The following is a 26,660-nucleotide window of genomic DNA, read 5'->3' on the forward strand; positions in this document are numbered from 1 at the left end:
CCGCGCTGGCAGCCAGAACCAGCGTCCGGGACTCCGCGCGCGGGGCCTTTGCAATAGTCGAATTGACGTTTCCAATATAGAACGGCAGAACACGGCATGCCATGAGCACAAAACTTTGACCTGGGCGTGTTCCGCCTCACATTTTCGTAGTACCCTACTAACTAACTGACCGTTCTGTCGGTAATCCCGTAGGCGCCCGCGGCCCTGCCGCCACGACACTGAACAATGGAGTTTCAATGACCACACCTTCAAAGGTGGACACCCTCGCCGGCCCCAGCTCCCGGCGGGAGGAGCGCAAAGTCCTCGCCGGCACCCTCGTCGGCACCACCATCGAGTGGTACGACTTCTTCATCTTTGCCCAGCTGACAGCAACGTTGCTGTCGCCGCTGTTCCTCGCACCGCTGAACCAGTCCAACCCCGGCCTGGCCCAGATCCTCTCCTTTGCGCTGATCGGCATCAGCTTCCTCTTCCGGCCCCTCGGTGCGGTCATCGCCGGCCACCTGGGCGACCGGCTCGGGCGCAAGGCCATGCTCGTCTTCACGCTGGTGATGATGGGGGCAGCCACCGCCCTGATCGGCATGCTGCCCACCTACGCCCAGATTGGCGCCTGGGCACCCGTCCTGCTGATCCTCCTCCGGATCGTCCAGGGCTTCTCGGCCGGCGGAGAATGGGGCGGTGCTGCGCTCATGGCGGTTGAACACGCCCCGCTGAACAAGCGCGGCCTGTTCGGCGCCTACCCCCAGATCGGCGTGCCCGTGGGCATGATCCTTGCCACCGGCCTGCTGTTCTTCCTCAACAGCAGCATGTCGAAGGAAGACTTCGCAGCATGGGGCTGGCGGGTGCCGTTCCTGCTGTCCATCGTGCTGATCGTGGTGGGCTACCTGATCCGGCGGGCCGTCGCTGAAAGCCCGGTCTTCCAGGAGATGGCGATGCGCAAGGCCGAAAGCAAAGCCCCGCTCGGCGAGCTGGTCCGCAGCCACAAGAAGCCCGTGCTCTACTCCACCCTGATCTTCATCGGCAACAACGCGGCCGGCTACCTGCTCATCGCATTCTTCATCGCCTACGCCACCAGGACCCTGCAGATGCCCACCCCCCAGGTCCTGCTCGCGACCACCCTCGCATCTTTTGGCTGGCTGATCTTCACCCTGGTGGGCGGTTGGCTGTCCGACCGCATCGGCCGCGTCAAGACATTCCTGACCGGCTACGCCATTGTGTTCGCCTGGATGATTCCGATGTTCGCCCTGATCGACACCAGGAACATCTGGCTGTACGGCGTGGCCCTGTTCGTCCTGACCGTCGGCCTGGGCCTGTCGTACGGGCCGATGTCCGCCATGTACGCCGAGATGTTCCCCGCCAACGTCCGCTACTCCGGCATCTCCATCGGCTACGCGTTCGGCGCCATCCTTGGCGGCGCTTTCGCCGCCACCATCGCCGAGTCGCTGCTGCAGGCCACCAAATGGGCCGGTTCGATCGGCATCTACATCATGGTGCTGTGCGTTATCTCGGCCATCGGCGTGCTGCTGGCCAAGGAAACCAAGGGCCGCCCGCTGGGAGTCAGTGCCCACCACTAGTCCCCACCGTCTCCCTAACCTCGCTTCGCTTCGGCCAGGGAACCCTGACGGCGTGGGCCCACCACCGTCTCCCTAACCTCGCTTCGCTTCGGCCAGGGAACCCTGACGGCGTGGGCCCATCACCGTCTCCCTAACCTCGCTTCGCTTCGGCCAGGGAACCCTGACGGCGTGGGCCCATCCTGCCGGGTTACGCAGGCTAACGACGGCGGCGGGTCGGACCTTGCGGTCCGCCCGCCGCCGTTATTGCTTCAGGTAGCTGATGGCGTCGTCGTCGGTCAGCTGTTCGAAGTGGCGGTAGAAGCTGCCCACGGCGCGGAACTTGCCCGGCAGGTGAAGGCACAGCACGGCGTCGCAGACGCGTTCCATTGCCGCTTCGGCATCGATGGAACCCACCGGGGCGGCAGCCACCACTGTGGTTGCCCCGACTTCCCGGACTGCCTCGACGGCAGCCCTCATGGTGGCGCCGGTGGCCAGGCCGTCATCCACCAGCAGCACGGTCTTGCCGGTGAGGTCGTAATCCGTCCCGGGGTAAAGATCGACCCGCCGCAGCAACTCGCTGCGCTCACGCCGCTCCACCTCATCGAGCCACTCGCGGCGGACCCCATGCTCCAGGACGCGGTCCAGCAGGGGTTTGTTGACCAGCCGGACGGTGCGGCCGCGGGCCCAGGCCAGGGCGCCGTACGCCGTTTCCTCGTGGCCCGGAATGCCCAGCTTGCGCACCAGCACGGTGCCTAAGGGAAGGTACAGTGCCTTCGCGGCGGCAGCGGCAACAGGGATCCCGCCGCGCGCCAGCCCCAGGACCAGGGTGTCCGGCCGCTCACGGAACTGGGGAAGGACCGCGGCCAGGCGTTCGCCCGCCTCCGTGCGGTCTTCGAAACGCGTCACCTTATTGCTCCTCCAGGCTTTCCTGCACCTGGCTTCAGCCTACCGCCAGCCAGAGCCTCGGGCGTTCTCCGGAAGGGGCGGAGCTTACCGGAAGCGGGCGTGGCAGGTCCCGGTCATCCAGGCGCAAAGGCAGGTTGCGCTCAGGCCGCCAGGAAGTCGATGGCGGCCTGTTTGAAGGCCCTGCTGGTGACTGCGTTGGTGTGGTTGCGGCCCGGCAGGACGAGCTGTTCGGCCATTGCTCCGGCGCCCCGGGCAAGCTCCACGAGCTTGGGCAGGCTGGCGATCCGTTCGTCCTGGTCGCCGGCCACCAGGAGCATGGGCACATGGGGAACGGCCTCGGCGGGATCGTAGGGCTCGGCCTTGATGGCCTCCACCAAGGAGAGCAGGGCGAAGATGTTGTTGGTGGGCAGGAGCAGGGCCATCTTCAGCAGCCGTGCCGTGGACTCGTCGGTGATCGGGGTGCCGTCGGCCAGGTAGTCCTGGGCGGCTACCAGGTCGAACTCCGCCAGCGGGTCGGCCGTGTTGGGGCCGCCCAGCACAAGGCGGTGGACGATCTCCGGCTGCGTGGCGCCGAACTCCCAGGCGAGCCGCGAGCCCAGCGAATACCCCACAATGTCCAGTCCGCTGGACGGGTCACCGGCCTGCAAAGGACGCACGCCGGCGTCGAACGCAGCCTGCAGGAGGTCGGCGCGGATCCTGCTGGGGGAGTAGGAGTCGCGGTCATCGGGCGCGCCGCTGCGCCCGTGTCCCGGCAGGTCAACGGTGATAACCCGCCTTCCCGCCTGAAGGAGGGAAGACACCCACCCCGTGTCCTCCCAGTTGAGCCGGGAGGAGGATGAGAAGCCGTGGATCAACAGGACCGGCCGCAGCGCAACGTCCTCCTCCGGTTCATGCACTGCGACATACAGCTGCGGGTCGGTGCCTTCCACGGTGTGTGTCTGCTGTTGGCCGGTGTGCCTGCCGCTCATGGTGTTCGTCCTCATCAACTACGGCGCGCGGGCGGACCCGGCGCGTGGGTGCCTGGCATCACTCTACCTGTCCCGCTGCCGCATTCTTCCTGTCCTGCTGCTGCCCGGTGGACGCGCTGCGGCGGCGGGCAATCCGGGACCCCAAGGCGCTGGCGAGGGCGATGCCGGCCACCAATGCGAATGTGCCCAGCAGCTGTGCGCGGCTGCCCGCGGCACTGAGGCCAACGGCGAAGATCATGCCCAGCAGGACCAGGCCCAGGACGGTCAGGCCGGGAAAGCCCTTCATGCGAAGGGGCAGGGGCGTGTCGTCCCGGTCTGCCCGCCGCCGCAGGATCAGCTGCGACACCAGCGCGCTGCCCCAGACCACCAGGCAGGTGGAGCCCACCAGCTGGAAGAGCGCCGGGAGGATCCGTTCCGGGAACAGCAGTTCCAGGACGGTGGCGATGAATCCGAAGGCGACCGATACACCTACGGCCAGCATGGGAACGCCGGCGCCGGCCACGCGGGCAAGGAATGCGGGTGCCTCGCCGCGCCCTGCCAGCGAATACACCATCCGGGATGCACCGTACAGGTTGGCGTTCAACGCGGACAGGAGGGCGACGACGGCCACCAGGGTGATGGCGGTAGCGGCGCCCGGGATCCGGGCGACGTCCAGGACCCCGGCGAAAGGCGAGGCGAGCCCTTCGGATGATGCGGGAAGGACTGCGGCTATCACGAACACGGAGCCGATGTAGAACACCAGGATGCGCCACACCACTGTGCGGATGGCCTTGCCCACGCTGTGCTCGGGGTACTCCGTTTCGGCCGCGGCCACGGAGACGATCTCGGTGCCGCCAAAGGCGAAGATCACCACAAAAAGTGCAGCCGCGATGCCCCCGAGCCCCTGCGGGGCGAAGTCAGCCGTGAGGTTGGACAGCCCCGGGGAGGTGACGTCCGGCAGCAGGCCCAGGAGCAGGGCGAGGCCGACCGCCAGGAACAGCACGATCGCCGCCACCTTGAGGATGGCGAACCAGAACTCGAACTCACCGAAGTTCCGCACTCCCGCCAGGTTGATGGCCGTGAAAACCACCATGAAGACCAGGGCGAGCGCCCAGACCGGGATGACGGGCCACACCGTATACAACAGCCCCGCAGCGCCCAGCGCCTCGGCAGCGATCACCACAACCAGCTGCAGCCACCACAGCCATCCGATCGTGGCCCCGGCCGTCCTGCCAAGGGCCCGTTCGGCGTAGACGGAGAACGCGCCGCTGTTCGGGTTTGCCGCGGCCATCTCGCCCAGTGCCCACATGACCAGGATGATCAGCGTTCCTGCCACCAGATAGGAGATAAGGACGGCGGGTCCTGCCGCCTGGATTCCGGCGCCGGAGCCCAGGAAGAGCCCGGCGCCAATGGCGCTTCCGAGACCCATCATGGTGAGCTGCCGGGGCTTCATGCTGTGGCCGAGGTGGCCCTGCGTGCGGGTGGGGACGGACTTCGTTGTCATGCGGTGAACCTTCTTGGGGTCTGGGGACTGATCCTCTTGGGACCACTCGAATTTACCGTCTTTGGCGGAGGGGCTGAACCGCGGCGGGGGAAGCCGCCGCGGGAGAGGGCTTTGAGGAAAGGGGCGGAAACATTTCGAATTTCAGGCATCACGGCCGTAGAATGACTTATGGTCACAGTGACCATAACTAGGACGATGCGAGGGCGCCCGGGAGGAGGCCGCATGTATTACAGCTCAGCGAACGTCTCCGAGCGCCAGTCCGCGCCGCCGTCGCTCGCCATCTCCACGGTGATCTTCGCCCTGCGGCCCAGCGAAACGTCCGGCCGGCCCACCCTCTGGCTGCCCCTGGTGCGGCGCATCCGCGAACCGTTCAAGGGTTTGTGGGCGCTGCCGGGCGGACCGCTCAGCCATGACGAATCCCTCCAGGACGCCGCCTCGCGGAACCTCCGGGAAACCACGGGCCTGGCGCCGAGTTACCTGGAACAGTTGTACGCCTTCGGCGGCCTGCACCGTTCACCCACCCAGCGCGTGGTGTCCATCGTGTACTGGGCGCTGGTGCAGCCCACCGAGGCCGCGCTGGCAGACATCTCGGAGAACGTGAAGTGGTTCCGCGCGGACCGGCTTGGTGACCTGGCGTTCGACCACAATGCGATCGTGGACTACGCCCTCTGGCGGCTCCGCAACAAGCTTGCCTACGGATCGGTGGCCTACCACCTGCTCGGCGAATACTTCACCCTGGCCCAGGTCCGGGAAGTCTACGAGGCCGTGCTGGACCGGCAGTTGGATCCCGCCAACTTCCGCAGGCAACTCAAAGCCACGCCCGAAATCGAAGAAACTGACGAATTCCTCCAGGGCGGCAAGCACCGCCCGCCCCGCCTCTACCGCTTTACCGGCCGGCCCGGCCTCGACCCCGACAACAGGAGCACACCATGAGCAGCGTCAACACGGCGATCCAGCTGATCACGCGCGAGCAGGCAGAAAAGGGCAAGGCCGCGACGGGCAGCACCTGCTCGCCCGCCCTGGCCAAGGGTCCGTGGGACTACGACCTCGCCGAAGCGCTCGCCGGCGTCCCCGCCTACGGCCCGGGTGCCTCCAGCGGTGACGTCGCCCCCGCAGCCACTCCCCGCCAGGGGCAGCTGCCGGAGGAATACAAGCTGGCCAGCGACGCCGAGCTTTCCGAGCGGATCCTCGCCGCCAAGGCTGCCCTCGGTGAGCGCGCCGTCATCCTGGGCCACTTCTACCAGCGCGACGAGGTGGTCCGGTACGCCGACTTCGTGGGTGACTCCTTCCAGCTGGCCAACGCCGCCCTGACCAGGCCGGATGCCGAGGCGATCATCTTCTGCGGCGTGCACTTCATGGCCGAAACTGCCGACATCCTTTCCAAGCCGGAGCAGGCCGTCATTCTCCCCAACCTCGCCGCCGGCTGTTCCATGGCGGACATGGCCGACGCCGATTCCGTGGCCGAATGCTGGGAACAGCTCGGGGAAGTCTTCGGCACCGAACCCGACGCCGACGGGCGCGTCCCGGTCATCCCCGTCACCTACATGAATTCCTCCGCCGCGTTGAAAGCCTTTTGCGGCGAGCACGGCGGCATCGTCTGCACCTCCTCCAACGCCAAAACCGTCCTGGAGTGGGCCTTCCAGCGCGCGCAGCGCGTCCTGTTCTTCCCGGACCAGCACCTGGGCCGCAACACCGCAAAAGCCCTTGGCGTTCCGCTGGAACAGATGCCCATGTGGAACCCGCGCAAGGACCTTGGCGGCAACGAAGAACAGGCCCTGCTGGACTCCAGGGTGATCCTCTGGCACGGGTTCTGCTCCGTGCACAAGCGCTTCACAGTCGGCCAGATCGAGCAGGCCCGCGCCGACCACCCCGGTGTCCAGGTGATCGTCCACCCCGAATGCCCCATGGAAGTCGTGGACGCCGCAGACGCCGCCGGATCCACCGACTTCATCAAAAAAGCGATCGCGGCAGCCACCGAACCCACCACGTTTGCCATTGGCACGGAGATCAACATGGTGAACCGGCTGGCCGCCGAATACCCGCAGCACACCATCTTCTGCCTGGACCCCGTCATCTGCCCCTGCTCCACCATGTACCGCATCCACCCCGGCTACCTCGCCTGGGTGCTGGAAGAGCTGGTGGCCGGCCGCATCGTCAACCGGATCACGGTGGACGATGCCGTACAGGCCAACGCCAGGACCGCGCTCGAGCGCATGCTCGCCGCGCGGCCATAACGGAAGGCAGCCGAACATGCCCACGCCAGGAACAGCGGTTTTCCCCAGCATCCTTGCAGGTGACGCCCGCCGCCGGCGCATCGCCGTCGTCGGAAGCGGCATCGCCGGCCTGTATGCGGCACTGCTGGCAGCAGAATCCGGTGCCGGCGTTGTCCTGGTGACCAAGGGGCGGCTGGATGAAAGCAACACCTGGTACGCGCAGGGCGGGATCTCCGCCGTGCTTCCCGACCCGGCGCCCGGAGACACCGTGGCCGGGCACATCAGGGACACGCTGCGCGCCGGAGCCGGGCATTGCAAGGAAGAAGCCGTTCGGCTCATGTGCACGGAAGCCCGCAGGGACATCGCGGGGCTGCAGCGCTTCGGCGTGCACTTCGACCCGGGGAACGACGGCGGCCCCGCCCTGGGGCTCGAAGCCGCACACAGTGCACCGCGCATCCTGCACGCAGGAGGCGATGCGACCGGAGCCAGGATTGCGGATGCGCTGATCCGCGCCGTGCACTCGGCGCAGGCGCAGGGCGCTCTCACGGTCCTGGCCGGCGCGCACGCCACAACCCTGCTACAGGACAGCGGCCGGGTGACCGGGCTTGAGTACGTGCAGGACGGGCGCGTGTCGGCAATAGTTGCCGATGCGGTCCTGCTGGCCACCGGGGGAGCGGGCCAGCTCTTCGAACAGACCACGAACCCTGCGGTGGCAACGGCGGACGGACTGGCGCTCGCCGTGCGCGCCGGCGCGGCTGTGGCCGACCTGGAGTTCTTCCAGTTCCACCCCACCTGCCTGGTCTCCGCGGCAGGACGGCGTGCCGACCTTGGCGGGCCGCTGCTGATCTCCGAAGCCGTCCGCGGGGAAGGTGCCGTCCTGCTGGACGACGGCGGCCGCCGCTTCATGCGCGCCTACCACCCCGACGCCGAACTCGCGCCGCGCGACGTCGTGTCCCGCAGCATCGCCCTGCACCTGGCCAAGCTCGGCAACCCCAATGGCCATGTCTACCTTGACGCCAGCGGCATAGAAGAAGCGCGCGGACCCGGTTTCCTCGAACGCCGGTTCCCCACCCTCACCCGCAAAACCCGCGCCGCCGGCATCGACTGGACCCGCGAAGCCGTCCCCGTCGCGCCCGCCGCCCACTACTGGATGGGCGGCATCGCCACCGACCTCGCCGGCCGCACCAGCGTTCCCGGGCTCTATGCCGCCGGGGAAGTTGCCTGCACCGGCGCCCAAGGGGCAAACCGGCTGGCCAGCAACTCCCTCCTCGAGGGCCTCGTCTTCGGCCGTCGCGCTGTTGAAGACTTCCTCTCCGGTGACGTCGACGATCCCTCGGCGTGGGTGCCGCCTGCCGGTGCCCCTCCGCGGAACGCAAGTGCGCACGTCAACTTCGCTGGGGATGCGGCTGGAGAGCCGTTCTCCCGTGATGCTCTCCGGGCCCTGATGACTTCGCACGCCGGGGTTCTCCGGTCGGGGGAGCTGTTGGGTGAGGCCGCTGCGATCCTGGAGCGGTGGGCCGCCGTCGTGCTTCCTGAAACCGGCGCTCCACTGGAGGCCGACCCTTCCGTCCACGAGGACCGGAACCTTTTGCTGGCTGCCCGGCTGCTGGTACGTGCCGCCCTTGCCCGGCCTGACTCGCTCGGCGCCCACTACCGCGCAGACGAACCCGTCGCAACTTCCGAGACCATTCCCTTCCGGCCGAAAGCGAGCCTTCTCCATGACTGAACACTCCGTCCTCGACCCCGCCGCGCGGACCCGCACCGCGCCGGACCTCACGCTCCCTGCGGCGCCCGTCCGGGACATCCTGGAACGGGCCTTCGCCGAGGACGCCCCCGCCGGCGACATCACCTCCCAGCTGCTGATCCCTGCCGGCGCCCGTGCCACGGCCGTCCTGAACGCCCGTGTGCCCGGCGTCCTGAGCGGCGCGACCGTTTTCCGGGACGCCATGCAGCTGGTCGACCCCGCCACAACGGTTCAGTTGCTGGTGGCGGACGGGGAAAGGTTCGACGCCGGCACTCACCTTGCACGGGTCAGCGGAGCCGCGCGCTCCGTGCTGCTCGCCGAACGGGTGGCCCTGAACCTGGTCCAGCGCATGTCGGCCATCGCCACCCGGACCGCGGAATACGTTCAACTCACGGCAGGAACACCGGCCCGCATCACCGACACCCGCAAGACGACCCCGGGCTTGCGGGTCCTGGAACGCTTTGCGGTCCGCTGCGGCGGCGGCGCCAACCACCGCTACAGCCTGTCCGACGCGGTCCTCGCCAAAGACAACCACCTGGCCGTCATGACCGGCGGGGATCCCGCCAGGCTCACCCGGCTCCTCGCCGCGGCCAAAGCCCAGCTGGGACACACCACGCACTTTGAAGTCGAGGTGGACCGGATGGACCAGATCGAACCCGTCCTCGCGGCGGGGGTAGACACCATCATGCTGGACAACTTCACGGTGGAGGAGCTGAAAGCCGGGGTTGCCCTGGTGGCGGGGCGTGCACGCGTCGAAGCCAGCGGGAACGTCAACCTGGGCACCGTCGCGGCCATCGCCGCCACGGGCGTGGACGTGATCTCCGTAGGGGCCCTGACGCACACGGTGGCCGCACTGGACCTCGGCCTGGACATCGAACTGAACGCGGGGTGAGCACCGCATGATCTTCCTCGACGCCGCCGCCACCACTCCAGTGCGCCGCGAGGTGCTCGAAGCCATGTGGCCGTACCTCACCGGCGAGTTCGGCAACCCGTCCAGCCACCATGCGCTGGGGGACTCGGCAGCGCGGGCACTGGCCGCCGCCCGAGCGTCGGTGGCGGCCGTCCTGGGGTGCCGGCCCGGTGAAGTGACCTTCACCTCCGGCGGCACCGAAGCGGACAACCTTGCCGTCAAGGGCATCGCTCTCGCCCGGCAGGCCGCCGACCCTGCGCTGAACCGGGTGGTGATCAGCGCCGTCGAACACCCGGCAGTGGAGGAATCCGCCCGTTACCTGGAGCGCTTCCACGGCTTCGCCGTAGATGTGGTTCCCGTGGACGGCGCAGGGCAGGTCACACCGGCCGCCCTCGAAGCGGTCCTCACCCCGGCAACTGCCCTGGTCAGCATCATGTACGCCAACAATGAAGTGGGCACGGTCCAGCCGGTCGCGGAACTGGCCGCGCTGGCACGGGGACTCGGCATCCCCTTCCACACTGACGCCGTGCAGGCCGCCGGCTGGCTTCCACTGGACACGGCCACGCTGGGCGTGGACGCCCTGAGCATCTCAGGCCACAAAATCGGCGCACCCAAGGGCTGCGGGATCCTCTTCGTGCGGGGCCGGACCAGGGTGGAACCGGTCATCCACGGCGGCGGCCAGGAACGCGGCAGGCGGTCCGGGACGGAAAACGTGGCGGGAGCAGTCGGCCTGGCCACGGCACTGGCGCTTTCGCAGACCCGCCAGCAGGAACGCGCGGCGCAGGTCACGGCGCTCCGGGACACCTTCATCGGGGCTGTACTGTCCGGCGTTCCGGACGCGGTCCTTACCGGGCACAAAACCGACCGGTTGCCTTCGGTCGCCTCGTTCTGCTTCCCGGGAACCAGCGGCGAGTCCGTGCTGCTGGAACTCGAACGCCAGGGCGTCGTGTGTTCAAGCGGTTCGGCCTGTGCCGCCGGGTCCGACGCCCCCTCGCCCGTGCTGACCGTCATGGGAATCCCCGAAGGGGTGGCGCAGACCGCAGTGCGGTTCAGCTTTGACTCGTCCGTTACCGCGGAGGAACTCGATACCGCTGCCGCCGCGGTGTTGGCCGCCGTCGCCAGCGTCAGGTCGCTTGGAGCGGGCTAACCGCACCCGCCCGCGGTCAGTACAGTTCGCCCACCGGGATGTCAACGGCCAGCCGGTTTGCCGGGCCGGCCAGCGGACAGGCCCACGCCTCGTTGTAGGCGCAGGAAGGGTTGTAGGCGAAGTTGAAGTCGAGCACGAACGTGGCGTCGGGGCCGGTGCCCTGGATGCCGTGGAAGGCGCCCTTGATAGTGTCCAGCAGGTACCTGCCCGCACCGTAGCTTCCGCCCGGTTGTCCGGCGGTCGCGTCCCGGAAGGGTACAAAGATGCCTCCGCCGTATCCGTGGAGCTTCCAGACCGCGAGCTGTCCCATTTCCGGCAGGTCGAATGTGCCCATCCGGATGAAACGGACCACTCCGTCGGTCCCGGTTTCCACCGTCATTTCCCGGCCGGCGCCCTCCTTGGTCAACGGCACATGGAACCGGTAGATGGGGTCGTAGTCGGCTGTTTTAAGGCCTGAGAACATCGCCTTGCCTTCCCGGGTGAGCGCCGAGGCCGGATGGGTGGCAAACATCAGGTCCCGCTGGTGCCGCCAGTAGGAGTGGGCCTCCGCCGGGCTTTCGGCCGCGATCTTCCGGACGTTGTCGTAGAGGGCAAAGGTCCGCAGCCGCCAATCTGCGATGTCCACCGCCGACATGTCCGCGGGGTTTTCTTCGGCTGCGCCGTGCTGTTCCACCATAGCTCCAGCCTAGTCCCGGTGCCGGGTCCGGCGGCGGCACGTCCTGCCCCGGCCTGCGTGCCTCCCGTTGCCTGCCGGGGCGGGCGAAACACCCTCCGGGCCGACGTGTTCCACCTTGTGGCGCCGCTAGGCTGGCGTTATGAATGGCAAGGCAACGGCGGCCCGGCGGTTCCGGGCAGTCCTCCTGGCTGGTGCGCCCTGTGTGGCAGCGGGGATAGTCCTGGCCGGGTGTTCGAGCCCGCAGGCCGGCGCCCCCGCCTGGACCGCAGCCCCGGACGGCGCTGCCCCGGCAGTGACCCCGGGGGCATCGGCGACGGCACCCGGCGGCGCAGCGTCCACCGCGTCAGCAACGCCCACGGCCCCGCAAACCGCGGCAACCGCCACGGCCTGGAAGACATTTTCTGATCCCGCAAAGACAGTAAGCTTTGAGCTGCCCAGGGATTGGATTGCCCAGTCGGTGGCGCCGGAGGAACGGGCACTGCCAGGCGCGCTCAAGGTCGAGGTCAAGAAGCCCGACGGCACTTTCATGGCTGCGCTGCGGACCGGCCTGCCGCCGTCGTCCGCTGAATGTCCGGAAGCGTCACGCCGGCCCTACACCGTGATCAGCAGCCTCCCCGTGGAGGTGTCCGCGCAGGGCGGTGAGGGAACCATCCCCCCGCGCGTGGTCTTCCGCGTGATCCAGGGTTACCGTTACTTCGGCTCCTACGGCATCACCAATGTTGTGGGCGGCACGGACAATATGGCCTGCGAGCTCCGCAATACCGTTCGGGGACCGGCCGGCAAGGGGGACTGGTCGTTCGGCGACCTTGTATCCCTGAAAGCCTTCGCACCGGACGAGAAAGTGGCGCCCGCGAAGGCCTTCGACACCCTGGACCAGGCGGCAGAGTACGCCAGCGACAGCGCGGACTTCGCCAACGTCCAGCGGATGCTAATGTCTCTGGAGATCAAAAACTAGTCCCGTTGCCGGCTCCCACAGGTGCCGGGACAGACGGCGACTTTTTCAACGCCGACACCCCTCCGGAGATCCATGGAACGCTCTGTTTCCGCACGCCTGGCCTTTCGCACCGTTGCCAACACCAAGGTGGCCATGGCCATCGCTGTGGCGAGGAACAGCGGCTACACGTCGTTCCACGAATCCCTGTCAGTCACATCCGGAGGGACCGAGGTTCCGCTGACCGAAATCCCGGACCATCACGGCGGCCGGTTCCACTACATGGAGTTCACCGAACCGGCCGAGGTGACGGTGGAGTACTCAGCTGCGGTTACCGGACGGGGCGTGCCCGAGGAAGCCAGCCTCGCCGACCGCATCCGCTACGTCCGCCCCAGCAGGTACGCCGAATCCGACCGCCTGCTGCCCACCGCGTACGCGGAGTTCGACAAGGTGTCCGGCAGCGGCCTGGTGCAGGCTGTCCGAGACTGGGTCCACGGGGAGCTGCGCTACCTCAGCGGCTCATCCCGCGGCACGGACGGCGCCGTGGAAACCCTGCTGAGCCGGCGTGGTGTATGCCGCGATTTCGCCCACCTGGCCATCGCCCTGCTCCGGTCCAAGGACATTCCGGCGCGTCTGGCGGCGGTCTATGCCCCCGGACTGAAGCCGATGGACTTCCACGCCGTGGCCGAGGCCTACGTTGACGGTGCCTGGCACGTCATCGACCCCACCGGCCTTGCCCCGCGTGAATCCATGCTGCGCATCACGGCCGGGCGGGACTCATCCGACACCGCGTTCCTCTCCACTGTGGGCGGCAGCCTGGTCCTGAACCAGCTACAGGTCACCGCCACGGTGGACGGTGACCTGCCCGGCGAGGACGCCGGCCGGCTGGTGCAGCTGGGCTAGCTTACCTAAGGCTGGCGCTTCCCCAGGGAGTTCCGGAGCTTGTCGGTCAGCCGCCGCAGTTCCTTCTGCTCGGCCGCGGTCAGTCCCGGACCCACCAGCGCGGCGATGTCCCGGACGTGCTCGCGCCCAATCTCCTTCTGGAGTTCCCGGCCCTCGTCGGTGAGCTTGAGCAGGATGCCACGGCCGTCCTCGGGCGCCGGCATCCGGGCCACCAGCCCACGCTTCTCCAGCCGCTCCACCAGCCTGCTCAGGCTGGACTGGCTCAGCAGGACGTTGTCGTTGAGCTCGTTGAGCCGGAGCCACCCGGATGGGCAGCGGGACAGCGTGAACAGAACGTCATACTCGTTCACCGCCAGCTTCCGGAAGGCCGGGCCCGACTGCAGCTTGCGCATCACCGCCACCTGTGCCCGGAACAGTGACTCCCAGGTTTCCGCCGCGAGGCGGACGGGCGATTCAGTTCCCCCCGCAGCCATCACGCCTCCGCAGGGGTCGTCTCGGCTTCCCGGGACGCCAGCAGGCCGGCCACCCGGCCCGCATGGGTCGGCGGGTCCGGGACATGCGCAGGCTTGCGGGCCGCGTACTCCTTGCGCAGGACGGGAAGGACTTCCTCACCGAACAGGTCCAGCTGCTCCAGCACGGTTTTCAGCGGCAGGCCCGCGTGGTCGATCAGGAACAGCTGGCGCTGGTAATCGCCGAAGTGCTCGCGGAACGTCAAGGTCTTCTCAATGACTTCCTGCGGGCTGCCCACGGTCAGCGGGGTCTGAGCGGTGAAGTCCTCCAGCGACGGTCCATGCCCGTAGACCGGAGCGTTGTCGAAGTACGGCCGGAACTCCCGGACGGCGTCCTGCGAATTCTTCCGCATGAAGAACTGGCCGCCGAGGCCCACGATCGCCTGGTCCGCCTTGCCGTGGCCGTAGTGCTCGTAGCGCTCACGGTAGAGGCCGATCAGCTGCTGGTAGTGCTCCTTGGGCCAGAAGATGTTGTTGGCGAAGAACCCGTCACCGTAGTAGGCCGCCACTTCCGCGATCTGCGGCGTGCGGATGGAGCCGTGCCAGACGAAGGGGGCAACGCCGTCGAGCGGGCGCGGCGTGGACGTGAAGTTCTGCAGCGGTGTGCGGAACTTGCCGGACCAGTTCACGGTGTCCTCGTCCCAGAGCCGGCGCAGCAGGCTGTAGTTCTCGATCGCCAGTTCAACACCGTCCTGGATGTTCTTGCCGAACCAGGGGTAGACCGGGGCGGTGTTGCCGCGGCCCAGCACCAGGTCCACCCGGCCGTCCGCGAGGTGCTGGAGCATCGCGAAATCCTCCGCGATCTTCACGGGATCATTCGTGGTGATCAGGGTGGTGGCAGTGGAGAGGATGATCCGCTCGGTCTGCGCGGCGATATACGCGAGCGTGGTGGTCGGGGAAGAGGAGAAGAACGGCCGGTTGTGGTGCTCGCCCAGGGCGTAGACATCCATGCCGATCTCTTCGACCTTCTTTGCGATGGCCACCGAGGCTTTGATGCGCTCGTTCTCGGTTGGGGTGCGCCCCGTGGTGGGGTCCGTGGTGATGTCGCTGACGCTGAATACACCGATCTGCATGATGTGCCTCTCCGTTTCCTGGACTTGCTGGCTTGGTTCCAGTGTAGACCAATTTAGATGCATTTGCATCTATCGACGGATACAACGCACCCGGACCGGATATATTCCGTGGTTGGCTAGTCCGGGCTTCCCGGAGCCGCTCGCCGCCCGCTGACCTTCGGAACCATGCCGGTGGTCCAGTCGCGGAACTCCTCGTCGACGTCGGCTCCCGGGGCTATGGCGGGGCGCTCCCGGAGGTCCCGGAGCAGTGCCTTCCGCTCGCGCCGGCCTTCCACCAGCCGGTACAGGACCGGTACCAGGACCAGCGAGAGAGCGGTGGACGAGACCAGGCCGCCGATGACCACCACCGCCAGGGGCTGCGAAATGAAGCCCCCGCCGCCTGTAAGCCCCATGGCCATCGGGGTCAGCGCGAAGACTGTGGCCAGCGCTGTCATCAGGATGGGCCGCAGGCGCTGCCGTGCACCATGGGTGATGGCGTCGGCGACGTTCATGCCCGGACGCCCGTCCCGTGGCTGCCGGTACTGGTTGATGAGGTCGATCAGCACGATCGCGTTGGTGACCACGATGCCCACCAGCATGAGCATGCCGATCAGGGACGGCAGGCCCAGCGGAACCCCGGTGACGAGCAGCAGCGCCACGGCCCCGGTTGCCGCGAACGGCACGGACACCAGGAGGATCAGCGGCTGGATGAGCGACTTGAAGGTGGCCACCATAATGACGTAGACGATGGCGATGGCCGCCAGCAGGGCAAGGCCCAACTGGCGGAAGGACTCTGCCTGCTGGGTGGTTGCGCCGCCGATTTCGGCCGTGACGCCCGGCGGAAGCTCCACGCCGGCGAGCCGGTTCTGGACCTCGGCGCTGACGGCCCCGAGATTGGATCCCGACGGCGTCACGGACACCCGGGCGGTGCGCTGGCCGTTGCTGGCGGTGATGGAGACGGGGACGTCCACCTGCTCCACGGAGGCGATGCTGCCCAGGGTCACCGGGCCGGCCCCGGCGGGCAGCGGGATGTTCCGGACCGCGTCGATGCTGGTGAACTTTGTGCCTCTGCCGATCTGCACCGGGAAGTCGTCGGTGTCGATGCGCACTTCACCTGCCGGTACCGGGCTGATGGTCGAGGCAAGGACGCCTGCCACCTGCTCCTCGTTCAGGCCCGCCGCGACCGCTTTGGCCCTGTCCACCTTGACCTGGACCACGGGCTGGGTGGCGGCGAGGTTGGTCTCGACCTCGCTGCTGCCCGGGACTCCTGTCATCGCGGCAACCATGCGGTCACTGGCTTCCTGCAGGTCGGCGGTGCTGGCAGCCTTGAGCGTGATGTCCACTGTGGAGGAGGTGCCGAATCCTCCCTGCTGGGTGCCGACCGAGATCCGGCCACGGTCGGGGACCTTGGCCAGCTCGGACCTGACCGTGTCCTGCAGCTGGACCTGGTCCGCCTTCTCATCCGTCACTACGGTGAACGTCGAGTTGGAGGAGCCGGTGGAGACGAGCGCGGCGAAACCGCCCTGCGCATTGCCGGAGGTCACCTGGACGTCCCTGACACCGTCGATCCCGCGCAGCACTTCCTCCAGCCGGATGGCCGCGGCGCTCGTGTCCGCAAGGCTCGTGCCGGGAGGCAGCACCTGCCGGACGGTCAGGCTGTTCTGGCCCGAATTGCCCAGGAGGTTGGTGGCCAGCAGCGGAGCCATGGCACCGGTTGCCGCGAGCACCAGGACCGCCGCAACGAGGGTGATGACGGGGTGCTTCTGGGTTTTGGTCAGAATCGGCAGGTACCCGCGCTGAAGCCGGCTGCGCTGTTCTGCCTCCTGGGCTTTGGCGCGCGCTTCGGCTGCAAACGCCCGGGCCGCGGAGGTGTTTTCCTGCCCTGCGGGCCTGCTCCCGGGATTCCGCAGGAACCAGTAGGCGAGGACGGGAACGATCGTCAACGAGACCAGCAGTGAGGCAAGCAGTGCCATGGTGACCGTGAGCGCGAAGGGCCGGAACAATTCGCCCGCCAGTTCGCCGACAAAGGCGATGGGGAGGAACACCGCAACCGTGGTCAGGGTGGAGGCGGTGATGGCGCCCGCGACCTCCTTGATGGCGGTCAGGATGGCCGTAACCTTGTCCTCGCCGTATGTCAGGTGCCGCTTGATGTTTTCGATGACAACGATCGAGTCGTCGACCACCCGGCCAATGGCAATGGTGAGCGCGCCGAGGGTAAGGATGTTGAGAGAGTAGCGGGTTGCCGAGAGCCCAATGAACGTGATGAGCAGGGACAGCGGAATGGACACCGCCGTGACCAGCGTGGAGCGCGTGGACATCAGGAAGACCAGAATGACGGCGACTGCGAAGCCCAGGCCCAGCAGGCCCTCGGTGGTGAGGTCCTTGATGGATTTTTCGATGAACGGTGCCTGGTCGAAGACCGGGGTGAAAGTGGCGTTGGAGCCAAGCTCCGCCTCCAGTTCGTCCAGGGAGTCACGGACGGCGTGGGAAATGGCCACCGTGTCACCCTCCGGCTTCTTGGTGACGGAGACTGCCAGCGTTTCGGCGCCGTTGGTGCGGGTGATCGACGTGCGTTCATCGTCCTGCAGGGATACGTCGGCCACCGAGCCGATGGTGGCCGCATTCTTTGCCCCGGACAGCGGGAGCGCCTTAATGGCGTTAAGCGAATCGACCGGGCTGCCAATCTGCAGGGAAAGCGTTTTGCCCTGTTCCTCCAGGGTCCCGGCCGGAACCAGGGCACCGTTGTTGGCCAGCGCGTCCCGGATCGACGCGATGCTGGCGCCTGCCGCGGCCATCGCCTCCGGCCGGGGGAGGACCTCGATGTGCTGGGTGGCGCCGCCAGTGACGTCGGCGGCCCGGACGCCGTCGATCTTCTGCAGCCGGGGAACGCTCAGCCGCTGCAGGTCCGCGTTGAGTTCGCTGAGGGACTTGTCCGACGAGACGGCCAGGAACACGATGGGGAAATCGCTGATGCTGCCGGCGATCGCTTGCGGCTGCACATCCTCCGGCAGGGTCCGCTTGGCATTGGAGATTGCCCTGTCGATCTGGGCGCGTGCCCGGTCCAGGTTCGAACCGTACGTGAACACCAGGGTGATCTGGGAGACGCCGTTGCGGGACGTGGAGGAGGTGGATTCCAGCCCCTCCACGCCGTTCAGGGCGGTCTCCAGGGGTCCGCTGACCTGCTTGTCCACCACCTCCGGCGAGGCGCCGGGCATCGCGGTAAGCACCGTGATCTGCGGAAACTCGATCGAGGGAATGAGTTCCTGCTTCAGCGACGTCATGGTGATCACGCCGAAGACCGAAGCGAAAACGGTGATCAGTGCGATCAGTGCCCGGTTTGCCAGTGACAGGTGTGCCAGCCGGAACATCGCATGAACTCCTGGAGGGTTGAAGAACTGGTGCGGTCCCGCTGACGCCGGCTGCCGTCCCCGGAGGGTCAGCGGCTGGCGGGAACGCTTTCCAGCTGGAGGGATTTGGCAGTTGCCTGCTCGAGCTCCGCGGCGAGGTCCGGATTTTCATCCAGCTTCACCCCGTAGCCGGGCATCATGTCCTTGAGCTTTGACTGCCAGCCCTTGAAGTTCTTCGGGAACGTCTTCTGCAGCAGCTCGATCATGATGGGTACAGCGGTAGAAGCTCCGGGGGAGGCGCCGAGCAGCGCGCCAATGGAGCCGTCACGGCCGGCGATCACTTCGGTTCCGAACTGGAGGATGCCGCCCTTGGTCGGGTCTTTCTTGATGATCTGTACACGCTGGCCGGCCGTGATGAGTTCCCAGTCGCCGCCCTTGGCCTCGGGGTAGTACTCGCGCAGGGCCTCGACCTTCTGCTCGTGCTTCTTGACCACTTCCTTGACCAGGTAGGCGGTCAGGTCCATGTTGTCCTTGGCTACGGCAAGCATGGGGATGATGTTGCCCGGACGGATGGACAGCGGCAGGTCCAGGTAGGAGCCGTTTTTCAGGAAGTTGGTGGAGAAGCCGGCGTAGGGCCCGAACAGCAGGGACCGCTTGCCGTCGACGTACCGGGTGTCAAGGTGCGGGACGGACATGGGCGGGGCGCCCACGGAGGCCTGGCCGTAGACCTTGGCGCTGTGCTGGGCGGCAATGGTTTCGTCCGTGCAGCGGAAGAACTGGCCGGACACGGGGAAACCGCCGTAGCCCTTGCTCTCCGGGATCCCGGAGGCCTGGAGCAGGTGCAGGGCGCCGCCGCCCGCGCCGACGAACACGAACTTGGCGTGGATCTTGCCGTGCTCACCGGACTTGGGGTATTTCAGCGAAAGGTCCCAGCCGCCGTCGGACGCACGGGAGATGCCTGTGACATCGTGCCCGTAGTTGATTTCGACGCCGTTGTTCCCCAGGTACGTGGTCAGCTCGCGGGTGAGGGCACCGAAGTCGACGTCGGTCCCCTCCGCGGCACGCGTGGCGGCAATACGCTGTTTGGGGTCGCGGCCCTTGACGATCAGCGGCGCCCACTTGGCGATCTGGCCGTGGTCCTCCGAGTACTCCATGCTGCGGAAGAGGGGGTGGGGCTTCAGTGCCTCATACCGGGTCTTCAGGAAGCGGGTGTGGTCCTCGCCGATGACGAAGCTCATATGCGGGACGGTGTTGATAAAGCCCTTGGGCGAACCGATCAGGTTCCGGTCCACCAGGTGGGACCAGAACTGCCGGGACAGCTGGAACTGCTCGTTGATCAGCAGGGCTTTGGCGGGGTTGACCGAGCCGTCTTTGGCTGCGGGGGAGTAGTTCAGCTCGCACAGGGCGGCGTGGCCGGTTCCGGCGTTGTTCCACGGGCCTGAGCTTTCCAGGCCGGGCTGGTCCAGCCGCTCGAACAGGGAGATGGTCCAGTCCGGCTCCAACTGCTTGAGGAATGCCCCCAGCGTGGCGCTCATGATGCCGCCGCCAATCAGGACGACGTCGGCATGTGGGGTCTTGGAAATGAAGGTCACGATCAGTCTCCGATTGCAGCGGCTCTGGCTGTCACAGAATATCCCCGCGCCGCCCACATACTGAAATTGGATCAGCCCGTCAAGGCTTTAGTTGCACCTTCGTGAAAACTTCATTTAAGACCGGTGACGCAGGGTAGCTGACCACCCGGTCGGACAGGGCCAGCGCCGAGATCGGGAAGGCAATGGGAACCGCCGGGACGGTGGCCGCGATCTGGGCGTTGATGGTGTGATATTGCTCATCACGCTCCTGCCCTTCCGGCAGCCCGCGGGCACGGTTGATCTTGGAAAAGACCTGCGGATCCTGGTAGCCGAACTCGCCGTTCTTCTCGCCGAAGAGCGGGCCGACAAAATTGTCCGCATCCGAGTACGAACCGTTCCAGCCCAGCAGGTGGAGGGCGTGGTCGCCCGGTGACTGGACCTTTTGCAGGTACCCCTCGGACCACTCCACCGGAACGGGCCGGATGTTGAAGCCGGCAGCCGTCAGCTGCCGGCTGATCTCTGCATACACCTTCTCGGGGGTCGGCAGGTAGGGGCGCGTGACGTTCAACGGGTAGTAGAACCGCAGTTCTTCGCCGGCGTACCCGCCCTCCTTCAAATACTCCTTCGCCCTGGCCAGGTCGTGTCCCAGTTCGGGTGCGTCGTTGTTGAAGCCGCTGATTTTCGGCGGGACGAACTGCGTGGCCCGGGCCGTGTTGTCGATGAAGAACTTGCGGATCAGGGTGTCCTTGTCGATGGCCATTTCGATGGCCTGCCGGACCTTCCGGTTCTGCAGCACCGGAATGTCCTGGTTGATGCCGACGTACATGACCGAGAACGGGTCACGCTGGACGATCTGCTTTCCGCGCTTCACCAGCTGGTCGAAATTGCCGACCGTCACGGCGTCGTAGCCGTCGATTTTTCCGTCCAGCAGGGCCTGCAGCCGGGTTTGCGGATGGTTATAGGCCAGGAAGTTGATGGTGGCGATCTGGCCCCGGTCGCCCCAGTAGCCCTTGTGGCTCTCCAGAGTGACGCTTTCCGCGTCCCAGGACGTGAGGCGGAACGGCCCGGTGCCGACCGGACTGGTGCCAAAGACGGATACGGCGGGCCCGCCGCGGGTCTGGTCGAGCACGTCGGCGGTACCGGCTGCAAGGGCGGCGGGCGAGGCGATGGCAAAAGCGGGCAGCGTCAGGGCCTGGAGGAACGCGGTGAACCGCTGGGTCAGGTCGATCCTGACGGTGTCAGCGGACAGCGCGGTGCAGCTTTTGAAGATGGAGAGGTCCGGCTCGTCCGAATGGGCCTTGAAAACGCCTTTGAAGGAGCCGCCTGGTGCCTGGCGGCGCAGCTCCGGGGAGAAAGCGAACCAGCGGTTGAAGTTGACGCAGACCGCGTCCGCGTTAAAGGGTGTGCCGTCCTGGAATCTGACGCCGGAGCGGAGCTTGAACGTATAGGAACGGCCTTCGTTGGATTCGCTCCACTCCGTCGCGAGCAGCGGTGTCGGCTTTCCCGTGGTCTGGTCCACGCCCACGAGGCCTTCGAGGATCTGGCGCGTGATCCGCTGCGACTCGACGTCATTGGACAGGGCAGGGTCCAGCCCCAGCGGCTGGGCGGCCGTGCCGAAGTTGAAGGTGGCGGTGGGCTCGGCAGGCGTTGTGGCACTCGGAGACCCGGACGACGGGGACGGTGAAGGTGCGGCCGTGCAGGAGGTTGCGCCGAGCGCCAGGAGGACGGCTCCGGTTGTCAGGACCGTCCGCCGCGATGGACTGCTGGGCACTCGTGGATCACCTCTGGATGTTGCGGCTCCGCCGCGTGCGGACCGGGACCCAGTCTAGTAGACGGTCCCGGCGGGCCCGTGGGGGGTCTTGCGGGAAAACGAAAGATCCCCTGGTCCGGGCCACAGCCCAGGAACCGGGGGATCATTCGTCTTAATACGTGCGCAAGGGGGGACTTGAACCCCCACGCCCGAAGGCACAGGAACCTAAATCCTGCGTGTCTGCCAATTTCACCACTCGCGCGGGGCACCCGTACGACGGCGGATGCCAGTCTTCATTGTAGCGTCGCCCCGGCAGCGCCGCGGGCAGGCAACGGAAGTGTCAGGCGTCCAGCTTCAAGTCGCGGCGCAGCTTGGCGACGTGGCCGGTGGCACGGACGTTGTACTGGGCGAGGGAAACCTTGCCGTCAGGGTCCACCACGATGGTGGACCGGATCAGGCCTTCGTAGGTTTTGCCGTAGTTCTTTTTCTCGCCCCAGGCGCCGTAGGCTGCAGCAACGGCATGGTCCGCGTCTGAGAGCAGGGGAAAGCTCAGGTCCTCCTTGGCCGCGAACTTCGCCAGTTTTTCGACCGGATCGGGTGAGATGCCCAGGACGTCGTAGCCTGCGGCCCGCAGCGATGCCAGGTTGTCACGGAAATCGCAGGCCTGCTTGGTGCAGCCGGGCGTGGACGCCGCCGGATAGAAGTAGACGATGGTGTTCCGGCCGTTGCCGGGGGACAGGCTGATGTCCTTGCCTGCCGCGTCCTTCAGCGTGAATGCAGGCGCTGCGTCTCCGGTCATGAGTCTTTCGGCCAATGTTTTACTCCTTGTAGCAGGCGGGACACAACAGCCTAGTAAGCAGAACGATCCGGTGCTAATCGGCACTTGGTTATACTTGCTGCTATGCCTGATATGGAGCACTGGCCCACGGGACGCCTTTTGTCCACTGCTGCGCGCCTTGTAGAACACTCATGGAATGAAAAACTTGGTGCCATCGGTTTAACCCATGCCGGCGTTATAGCCATCGAAGTCCTGGACGCCCAGGGACCTATGACGCAGGCCCAGCTTGCGCAGTTCGTCCGCGTACAGGCCCAGACGATGGGCAAGACGCTGAGCAGGCTCGAGGCGCATGGCCACATCATGCGCGTGCGCAGCACCTCGGACCGCAGAAGCCACGTGGTATCCCTCACCGAGCGCGGCAAGGAAGCAGTGGCCGCCGCAGTAGAGATGGAACGGTCCGTCCTTGCCTCGGCCTCCATCGATCCTGAGGTCCTGCGCCAGGAACTCAAGGCTGTTGTCCGCGAACTCGCAAGCCAGTTCGCCACGACACCGGCCGGCGCTGCGACGCTGGTGGAGCAGGCTCCCTGACGATCGCCGGTGCGGCGGACCGGCAAAGGCGTGGCCCGGGGTTTCCAGAACCCCGGGCCACGCCTTTTTGTTCTCTGTGGGCCGGGCAGTCTTGCGGCCCGAACCAGCGGAAAAACAAAACAGCCCCCGGCTTGCGTTTCCGCGAGCCGGAGGCTGTTTTCCCTTGTGCACCCCCCGGGACTTGAACCCGGAACCCATTGATTAAGAGTCAATTGCTCTGCCAATTGAGCTAGAGGTGCATCTTGTTTGTTTCAGTCATTCGGGCTTTTCTTTCCCGGTTGACCTCCGCAACGACATGAAACTCTACACGAAGTTTTGGTGCATGTGAAATCGGGCCGTACTGAGTGCCCCTGCTGCCGGCCGGCAGGGGAAAAACCCCGGAAATCCAAGGTTTTTGCCCCCACATAAAGACGAAAAGCAACGTTTTCCGGCAGCGGACGGGCCCTGGGCCCATGATCGCATTTGTGTGAAGTGAGCCACACCGTGATCCCGCATCGGCGGACTGCCAGTCCTCTAGAGCCGCCTGCGGCGCGGTGCCCGGAATCCGGCCGCCTCAGCGTGGGCTGCAGATTCAAACCAGACGTCGGCCCGGGTCTGGTCAAAGTCGGGGTGGCCTTCCTCGTAATAGACCATGGCGCCGGCATCGCCCTTCACGGTGTAGTCGGCCGGGCCGCTGCCGTCTGCGCCGGCCGCGGCTGAGCCGGTGCCGTATGGTTCGTCGGCGGCAAGGTGCCCCGTTCCCTCTGGCCCGCTGCCAGTCGCTCCGTCCGGGCCGCCGGGTACCGAATGGTCGGCCCCGTTTTCAACGACCGCGGAAGACTGGGTGCGGTCGAGCGTTTCCGCGGCCGCGGCTTCGGGCGGAATGCCCTGACCCGCAGCGGCGTCCCCCGATGTGGCTGCGCCGGCGGCTGCTCCCGCCCTGGAACCCGCGCCGCCGGAACCTGCGTCCCCGACGGTGGCAGCCCCGGCGGCGCTGTGCGGCACGGCGGCCCGTCCGCCGTCGTCGTCCACCTGCTCCGCAGCCGCGCTCTCGGCGCCGGGCAGCGTGGGAGCATGCGGGTCGGTGTATTCGGGGTGGTGGACAGGGCGGGCCGCTGCGGCAGCTTCCGCTTCCTGTGGCGCGTGTCCGCCGTGTACCTTCCGCCCGTCCCGCACGTCGTCGCCGGAAGCGGTACCGCCCGCTTCGGACCATTGCGTTTCCCATTCCGCCTGGTCCTGGGAGCGAACCTCATCCCGGCTGGTTCCGGACGTGGCGGCGGTGGCTGTGGCCGGGGTGCCGGCCGTGGCGGGTGTACCGGAGGAGGCTGTGCCGCCCGCGAGGTCCGGGCGGGAGGGCGCCGGCGCGGCAGTGGTTGCGCTGCTGCCGGAACCGGTGCGGTGCGCTGCCTCGCTGTCCGGCTGGGCTGAGGTCTCAATCGGCTCTTCCGCGGTGGCGGGTGCCACAGGTTCAGCAGGGCGGCCGAAGCCGGCTGCGGTGGGGATGCCGGTAGTGGCAGCAGCATCGGCGGAGGCGGCCGCCCCACCGGATGACAGCGCCCCGTCGGTACTGCCGGACCCGGCTCCGGGTGACCGCCCACCCGGCCTGCCTGCGCTGTTGCGGTTCAGCAGCCACCACACAATGCCCACTGCGACGACAATCAGAATGACCCAAAAAACTGTATCCACGGCGGCAAACCCTTCGGTCCGGTTGGCAAGGTGTCTTGCCCCGACGCTACGTCGGGTGCCAACCGCTGTCCAGGTTTTTGCGCTGGTGGGGTGCGTATTGCTCGCGTTACGCGCCGGGCAATTCCCCCTTTTATGGTTTACGGGAAATTCCTGTCTTCGTGCCGGCGCCCGGCGTCCTAGACTTGCCCCTATGACCCAGACCCAGAGCGATACCGAGAGCACGCCTGATATCAAACCCCGCAGCCGGGCGGTCACCGACGGAATCCATGCAGCGCCGGCGCGCGGTATGTTCCGGGCGGTTGGCATGGGCGACGACGACTTCGCCAAGCCCCAGGTGGGCGTCGCGAGCTCGTGGAACGAAATCACTCCCTGCAACCTGTCGCTGAACAGGCTTGCGCAGGGCGCAAAGGAAGGCGTCCATGCCGGCGGCGGCTTCCCCATGCAGTTTGGAACCATCTCCGTCTCCGACGGCATTTCCATGGGCCACGAGGGCATGCATTTCTCGCTGGTCTCCCGGGAAGTCATCGCCGACTCGGTCGAGACCGTAATGCAGGCAGAGCGCATCGACGGCTCCGTGCTGCTGGCGGGCTGCGACAAGTCTCTGCCGGGCATGCTGATGGCTGCCGCCCGCCTCAACCTCTCCAGTGTGTTCCTCTATGCCGGTTCCATCATGCCCGGCTGGGTCAAGCTCGAGGACGGCTCCGAGAAGGAGGTCACGCTGATCGACGCCTTCGAAGCCGTCGGTGCCTGCGCCGCCGGCAAGATGAGCATGGAAGACCTCACCCGGATCGAAAAGGCCATCTGCCCAGGCGAAGGTGCCTGCGGCGGCATGTACACCGCCAACACCATGGCCTGCATCGGAGAAGCACTGGGCATGTCCCTGCCGGGCTCGGCCGCTCCGCCTTCGGCAGACCGCCGTCGTGACGAATTTGCCCGGAAGTCCGGCGAGGCAGTGGTCAACCTGCTGCGCAAGGGCATCACGGCCCGCGACATCATGACCAAGAAGGCCTTCGAAAACGCCATCGCCGTCACCATGGCATTCGGAGGATCCACCAACGCCGTCCTGCACCTGCTTGCCATCGCCCGGGAGGCAGAAGTCGAGCTGACGCTCGACGACTTCAACCGGATCGGCGACAGGATCCCGCACCTGGGCGACCTGAAGCCGTTCGGCCGCTACGTGATGACCGACGTCGACAGGATCGGCGGCGTGCCGGTCATCATGAAGGCGCTGCTCGACGCCGGCCTGTTGCACGGCGACTGCCTCACCGTCACCGGCAAGACCGTCGCCGAGAACCTCGAGGCGATCAACCCGCCGGACGTTGACGGGAAAATCCTGCGCGCACTGGACAACCCGATCCACAAAACCGGCGGCATCACCATCCTGCACGGCACGCTCGCCCCGGAAGGCGCCGTCGTCAAGAGCGCCGGCTTTGACGCCGACGTTTTCGAAGGCACCGCCCGCGTGTTCGAACGCGAGCAGGGGGCACTGGACGCACTGGACAACGGACAGATCCACGCCGGCGACGTCGTGGTCATCCGGTACGAAGGCCCCAAGGGTGGCCCCGGCATGCGGGAAATGCTCGCCATCACCGGTGCCATCAAGGGCGCCGGGCTGGGCAAGGACGTCCTGCTCCTCACGGACGGCCGCTTCTCCGGCGGCACCACCGGCCTGTGCATCGGGCACGTCGCGCCGGAAGCGGTCGACGGCGGCCCCATCGCCTTCGTCAGGGACGGCGACCGGATCCGCGTGGACATCGCCGCCCGCAGCTTCGACCTGCTGGTGGACGAAGCCGAACTCGAGGCGCGCAAGGTCGGCTGGGAACCCCTGCCGGCGCGGTACACCAAGGGTGTCCTGGCCAAGTACGCCAAGCTGGTGCACAGCGCCAGCACAGGCGCCTACTGCGGCTGAACAGTCTCGACACGGCTCAACCAGCAACTCGCGGCTGAGCCGTGTCGAAACCTGTGGTCC

Annotated in this window: 21 protein-coding genes and 2 tRNA genes; 10 read left to right on the forward strand and 13 right to left on the reverse strand. The window is 66.9% G+C overall.

Annotated features, from left to right (window positions below; translation table 11 throughout):
- Window positions 1-236: 236 nt before the first annotated feature.
- The gene (locus ACYQ1Z_RS02050; RefSeq protein ID WP_459790734.1) at window positions 237-1,571 is read left to right on the forward strand and encodes an MFS transporter; all 1,335 of its coding nucleotides are present in this window, start codon (window positions 237-239) and stop codon (window positions 1,569-1,571) included.
- A gap of 240 nt (window positions 1,572-1,811) precedes the next feature.
- Here ACYQ1Z_RS02050 and ACYQ1Z_RS02055 read toward each other — a convergent pair whose 3' ends face one another.
- From ACYQ1Z_RS02055 to ACYQ1Z_RS02065, 3 genes are all read right to left on the reverse strand, one after another.
- Window positions 1,812-2,456, reverse strand: coding sequence for a phosphoribosyltransferase (locus ACYQ1Z_RS02055; protein ID WP_459790735.1), 645 nt, complete (start codon window positions 2,454-2,456; stop codon window positions 1,812-1,814).
- 140 nt (window positions 2,457-2,596) lie between these two features.
- Window positions 2,597-3,424, reverse strand: a complete 828-nt coding sequence (locus tag ACYQ1Z_RS02060; protein WP_459790736.1) for an alpha/beta fold hydrolase — start codon at window positions 3,422-3,424, stop codon at window positions 2,597-2,599.
- Window positions 3,425-3,482: 58 nt separating this feature from the next.
- Window positions 3,483-4,907: an amino acid permease gene (locus ACYQ1Z_RS02065; RefSeq protein WP_459790738.1), complete on the reverse strand. Its 1,425-nt coding sequence runs from the start codon at window positions 4,905-4,907 to the stop codon at window positions 3,483-3,485.
- Between the two features lie 222 nt (window positions 4,908-5,129).
- Here ACYQ1Z_RS02065 and ACYQ1Z_RS02070 point away from each other — a divergent pair, with 222 nt between their 5' ends.
- From ACYQ1Z_RS02070 to ACYQ1Z_RS02090, 5 genes are read left to right on the forward strand one after another with little or no spacing between them, the layout of a single operon-like run.
- Window positions 5,130-5,840, forward strand: a complete 711-nt coding sequence (locus ACYQ1Z_RS02070) for an NUDIX hydrolase (protein ID WP_459790740.1) — start codon at window positions 5,130-5,132, stop codon at window positions 5,838-5,840.
- Entirely contained in the window at window positions 5,837-7,141 is a 1,305-nt protein-coding gene (gene nadA / locus ACYQ1Z_RS02075; RefSeq protein WP_459790741.1) for a quinolinate synthase NadA, read from the forward strand. The genes ACYQ1Z_RS02070 and nadA overlap by 4 nt, the downstream gene beginning before the upstream one ends.
- Window positions 7,142-7,157: 16 nt before the next feature.
- The gene (gene nadB / locus ACYQ1Z_RS02080) at window positions 7,158-8,846 is read left to right on the forward strand and encodes an L-aspartate oxidase (RefSeq protein ID WP_459790742.1); all 1,689 of its coding nucleotides are present in this window, start codon (window positions 7,158-7,160) and stop codon (window positions 8,844-8,846) included.
- A complete protein-coding gene (gene nadC, locus ACYQ1Z_RS02085; RefSeq protein WP_459790744.1) occupies window positions 8,839-9,756 on the forward strand; it encodes a carboxylating nicotinate-nucleotide diphosphorylase in 918 nt (305 codons plus the stop codon). The genes nadB and nadC overlap by 8 nt, the downstream gene beginning before the upstream one ends.
- Window positions 9,757-9,763: 7 nt before the next feature.
- On the forward strand, window positions 9,764-10,921 hold the full coding sequence (locus ACYQ1Z_RS02090; protein ID WP_459790745.1) for a cysteine desulfurase family protein: 1,158 nt from the start codon (window positions 9,764-9,766) through the stop codon (window positions 10,919-10,921).
- A 16-nt stretch (window positions 10,922-10,937) separates the two neighbouring features.
- Here the strand turns inward: ACYQ1Z_RS02090 and ACYQ1Z_RS02095 are convergent, their stop codons facing one another.
- Window positions 10,938-11,597 carry a DUF1684 domain-containing protein gene (locus tag ACYQ1Z_RS02095; RefSeq protein WP_459790747.1) on the reverse strand — a complete coding sequence of 220 codons (660 nt, stop codon included), beginning with the start codon at window positions 11,595-11,597 and terminating at the stop codon, window positions 10,938-10,940.
- 139 nt (window positions 11,598-11,736) lie between these two features.
- Between ACYQ1Z_RS02095 and ACYQ1Z_RS02100 the strand changes: the two genes are divergently transcribed.
- Together ACYQ1Z_RS02100 and ACYQ1Z_RS02105 are read left to right on the forward strand one after the other, a co-directional pair.
- Window positions 11,737-12,552, forward strand: a complete 816-nt coding sequence (locus ACYQ1Z_RS02100; RefSeq protein ID WP_459790748.1) for a hypothetical protein — start codon at window positions 11,737-11,739, stop codon at window positions 12,550-12,552.
- 72 nt (window positions 12,553-12,624) lie between these two features.
- Complete coding sequence (locus ACYQ1Z_RS02105) at window positions 12,625-13,431, forward strand: transglutaminase-like domain-containing protein (RefSeq protein WP_459790749.1); 807 nt, start codon at window positions 12,625-12,627, stop codon at window positions 13,429-13,431.
- 5 nt (window positions 13,432-13,436) lie between these two features.
- Here the strand turns inward: ACYQ1Z_RS02105 and ACYQ1Z_RS02110 are convergent, their stop codons facing one another.
- The 7 genes from ACYQ1Z_RS02110 to bcp form a co-directional block, all read right to left on the reverse strand.
- Complete coding sequence (locus ACYQ1Z_RS02110) at window positions 13,437-13,904, reverse strand: MarR family winged helix-turn-helix transcriptional regulator (protein WP_459790750.1); 468 nt, start codon at window positions 13,902-13,904, stop codon at window positions 13,437-13,439.
- On the reverse strand, window positions 13,904-15,013 hold the full coding sequence (locus tag ACYQ1Z_RS02115) for an LLM class flavin-dependent oxidoreductase (RefSeq protein ID WP_459790752.1): 1,110 nt from the start codon (window positions 15,011-15,013) through the stop codon (window positions 13,904-13,906). Before ACYQ1Z_RS02115 ends, ACYQ1Z_RS02110 begins: the two co-directional genes overlap by 1 nt.
- Window positions 15,014-15,129: 116 nt before the next feature.
- Window positions 15,130-18,360: an efflux RND transporter permease subunit gene (locus ACYQ1Z_RS02120; protein WP_459790753.1), complete on the reverse strand. Its 3,231-nt coding sequence runs from the start codon at window positions 18,358-18,360 to the stop codon at window positions 15,130-15,132.
- A 68-nt stretch (window positions 18,361-18,428) separates the two neighbouring features.
- Entirely contained in the window at window positions 18,429-19,931 is a 1,503-nt protein-coding gene (locus ACYQ1Z_RS02125) for a malate:quinone oxidoreductase (protein WP_459790754.1), read from the reverse strand.
- A 79-nt stretch (window positions 19,932-20,010) separates the two neighbouring features.
- Window positions 20,011-21,681: an ABC transporter substrate-binding protein gene (locus ACYQ1Z_RS02130; RefSeq protein WP_459790755.1), complete on the reverse strand. Its 1,671-nt coding sequence runs from the start codon at window positions 21,679-21,681 to the stop codon at window positions 20,011-20,013.
- Between the two features lie 159 nt (window positions 21,682-21,840).
- Window positions 21,841-21,922: transfer RNA gene (locus tag ACYQ1Z_RS02135), tRNA-Leu, on the reverse strand.
- A 78-nt stretch (window positions 21,923-22,000) separates the two neighbouring features.
- Window positions 22,001-22,474 (reverse strand): thioredoxin-dependent thiol peroxidase, encoded by a 474-nt coding sequence (gene bcp / locus ACYQ1Z_RS02140; protein ID WP_459790757.1) that lies wholly within the window; start codon window positions 22,472-22,474, stop codon window positions 22,001-22,003.
- Between the two features lie 96 nt (window positions 22,475-22,570).
- Between bcp and ACYQ1Z_RS02145 the strand changes: the two genes are divergently transcribed.
- Window positions 22,571-23,026 carry a MarR family winged helix-turn-helix transcriptional regulator gene (locus ACYQ1Z_RS02145; RefSeq protein WP_459790852.1) on the forward strand — a complete coding sequence of 152 codons (456 nt, stop codon included), beginning with the start codon at window positions 22,571-22,573 and terminating at the stop codon, window positions 23,024-23,026.
- A 166-nt stretch (window positions 23,027-23,192) separates the two neighbouring features.
- Here the strand turns inward: ACYQ1Z_RS02145 and ACYQ1Z_RS02150 are convergent.
- Both ACYQ1Z_RS02150 and ACYQ1Z_RS02155 read right to left on the reverse strand, forming a co-directional pair.
- Window positions 23,193-23,265 (reverse strand) — tRNA-Lys (locus ACYQ1Z_RS02150).
- Between the two features lie 274 nt (window positions 23,266-23,539).
- Window positions 23,540-24,691: a sunset domain-containing protein gene (locus ACYQ1Z_RS02155; RefSeq protein WP_459790758.1), complete on the reverse strand. Its 1,152-nt coding sequence runs from the start codon at window positions 24,689-24,691 to the stop codon at window positions 23,540-23,542.
- Between the two features lie 190 nt (window positions 24,692-24,881).
- Between ACYQ1Z_RS02155 and ilvD the strand changes: the two genes are divergently transcribed.
- Window positions 24,882-26,600: a dihydroxy-acid dehydratase gene (gene ilvD / locus ACYQ1Z_RS02160; RefSeq protein WP_459790759.1), complete on the forward strand. Its 1,719-nt coding sequence runs from the start codon at window positions 24,882-24,884 to the stop codon at window positions 26,598-26,600.
- The last annotated feature ends 60 nt before the right edge of the window (window positions 26,601-26,660 follow it).

This window comes from Arthrobacter sp. AD-310 (assembly GCF_054656615.1).

What these genes read in the sequence shown, in the direction of transcription:
- ACYQ1Z_RS02050 (WP_459790734.1), top strand. Translation starts at nt 237, where the DNA reads ATGACCACACCTTCAAAGGTGGACACCCTCGCCGGCCCCAGCTCCCGG.
- ACYQ1Z_RS02060 (WP_459790736.1), bottom strand. Translation starts at nt 3,424, where the DNA reads ATGAGCGGCAGGCACACCGGCCAACAGCAGACACACACCGTGGAAGGC.
- ACYQ1Z_RS02065 (WP_459790738.1), bottom strand. Translation starts at nt 4,907, where the DNA reads ATGACAACGAAGTCCGTCCCCACCCGCACGCAGGGCCACCTCGGCCAC.
- ACYQ1Z_RS02070 (WP_459790740.1), top strand. Translation starts at nt 5,130, where the DNA reads ATGTATTACAGCTCAGCGAACGTCTCCGAGCGCCAGTCCGCGCCGCCG.
- nadA (WP_459790741.1), top strand. Translation starts at nt 5,837, where the DNA reads ATGAGCAGCGTCAACACGGCGATCCAGCTGATCACGCGCGAGCAGGCA.
- nadB (WP_459790742.1), top strand. Translation starts at nt 7,158, where the DNA reads ATGCCCACGCCAGGAACAGCGGTTTTCCCCAGCATCCTTGCAGGTGAC.
- nadC (WP_459790744.1), top strand. Translation starts at nt 8,839, where the DNA reads ATGACTGAACACTCCGTCCTCGACCCCGCCGCGCGGACCCGCACCGCG.
- ACYQ1Z_RS02090 (WP_459790745.1), top strand. Translation starts at nt 9,764, where the DNA reads ATGATCTTCCTCGACGCCGCCGCCACCACTCCAGTGCGCCGCGAGGTG.
- ACYQ1Z_RS02095 (WP_459790747.1), bottom strand. Translation starts at nt 11,597, where the DNA reads ATGGTGGAACAGCACGGCGCAGCCGAAGAAAACCCCGCGGACATGTCG.
- ACYQ1Z_RS02100 (WP_459790748.1), top strand. Translation starts at nt 11,737, where the DNA reads ATGAATGGCAAGGCAACGGCGGCCCGGCGGTTCCGGGCAGTCCTCCTG.
- ACYQ1Z_RS02105 (WP_459790749.1), top strand. Translation starts at nt 12,625, where the DNA reads ATGGAACGCTCTGTTTCCGCACGCCTGGCCTTTCGCACCGTTGCCAAC.
- ACYQ1Z_RS02110 (WP_459790750.1), bottom strand. Translation starts at nt 13,904, where the DNA reads ATGGCTGCGGGGGGAACTGAATCGCCCGTCCGCCTCGCGGCGGAAACC.
- ACYQ1Z_RS02115 (WP_459790752.1), bottom strand. Translation starts at nt 15,013, where the DNA reads ATGCAGATCGGTGTATTCAGCGTCAGCGACATCACCACGGACCCCACC.
- ACYQ1Z_RS02120 (WP_459790753.1), bottom strand. Translation starts at nt 18,360, where the DNA reads ATGTTCCGGCTGGCACACCTGTCACTGGCAAACCGGGCACTGATCGCA.
- ACYQ1Z_RS02145 (WP_459790852.1), top strand. Translation starts at nt 22,571, where the DNA reads ATGGAGCACTGGCCCACGGGACGCCTTTTGTCCACTGCTGCGCGCCTT.
- ilvD (WP_459790759.1), top strand. Translation starts at nt 24,882, where the DNA reads ATGACCCAGACCCAGAGCGATACCGAGAGCACGCCTGATATCAAACCC.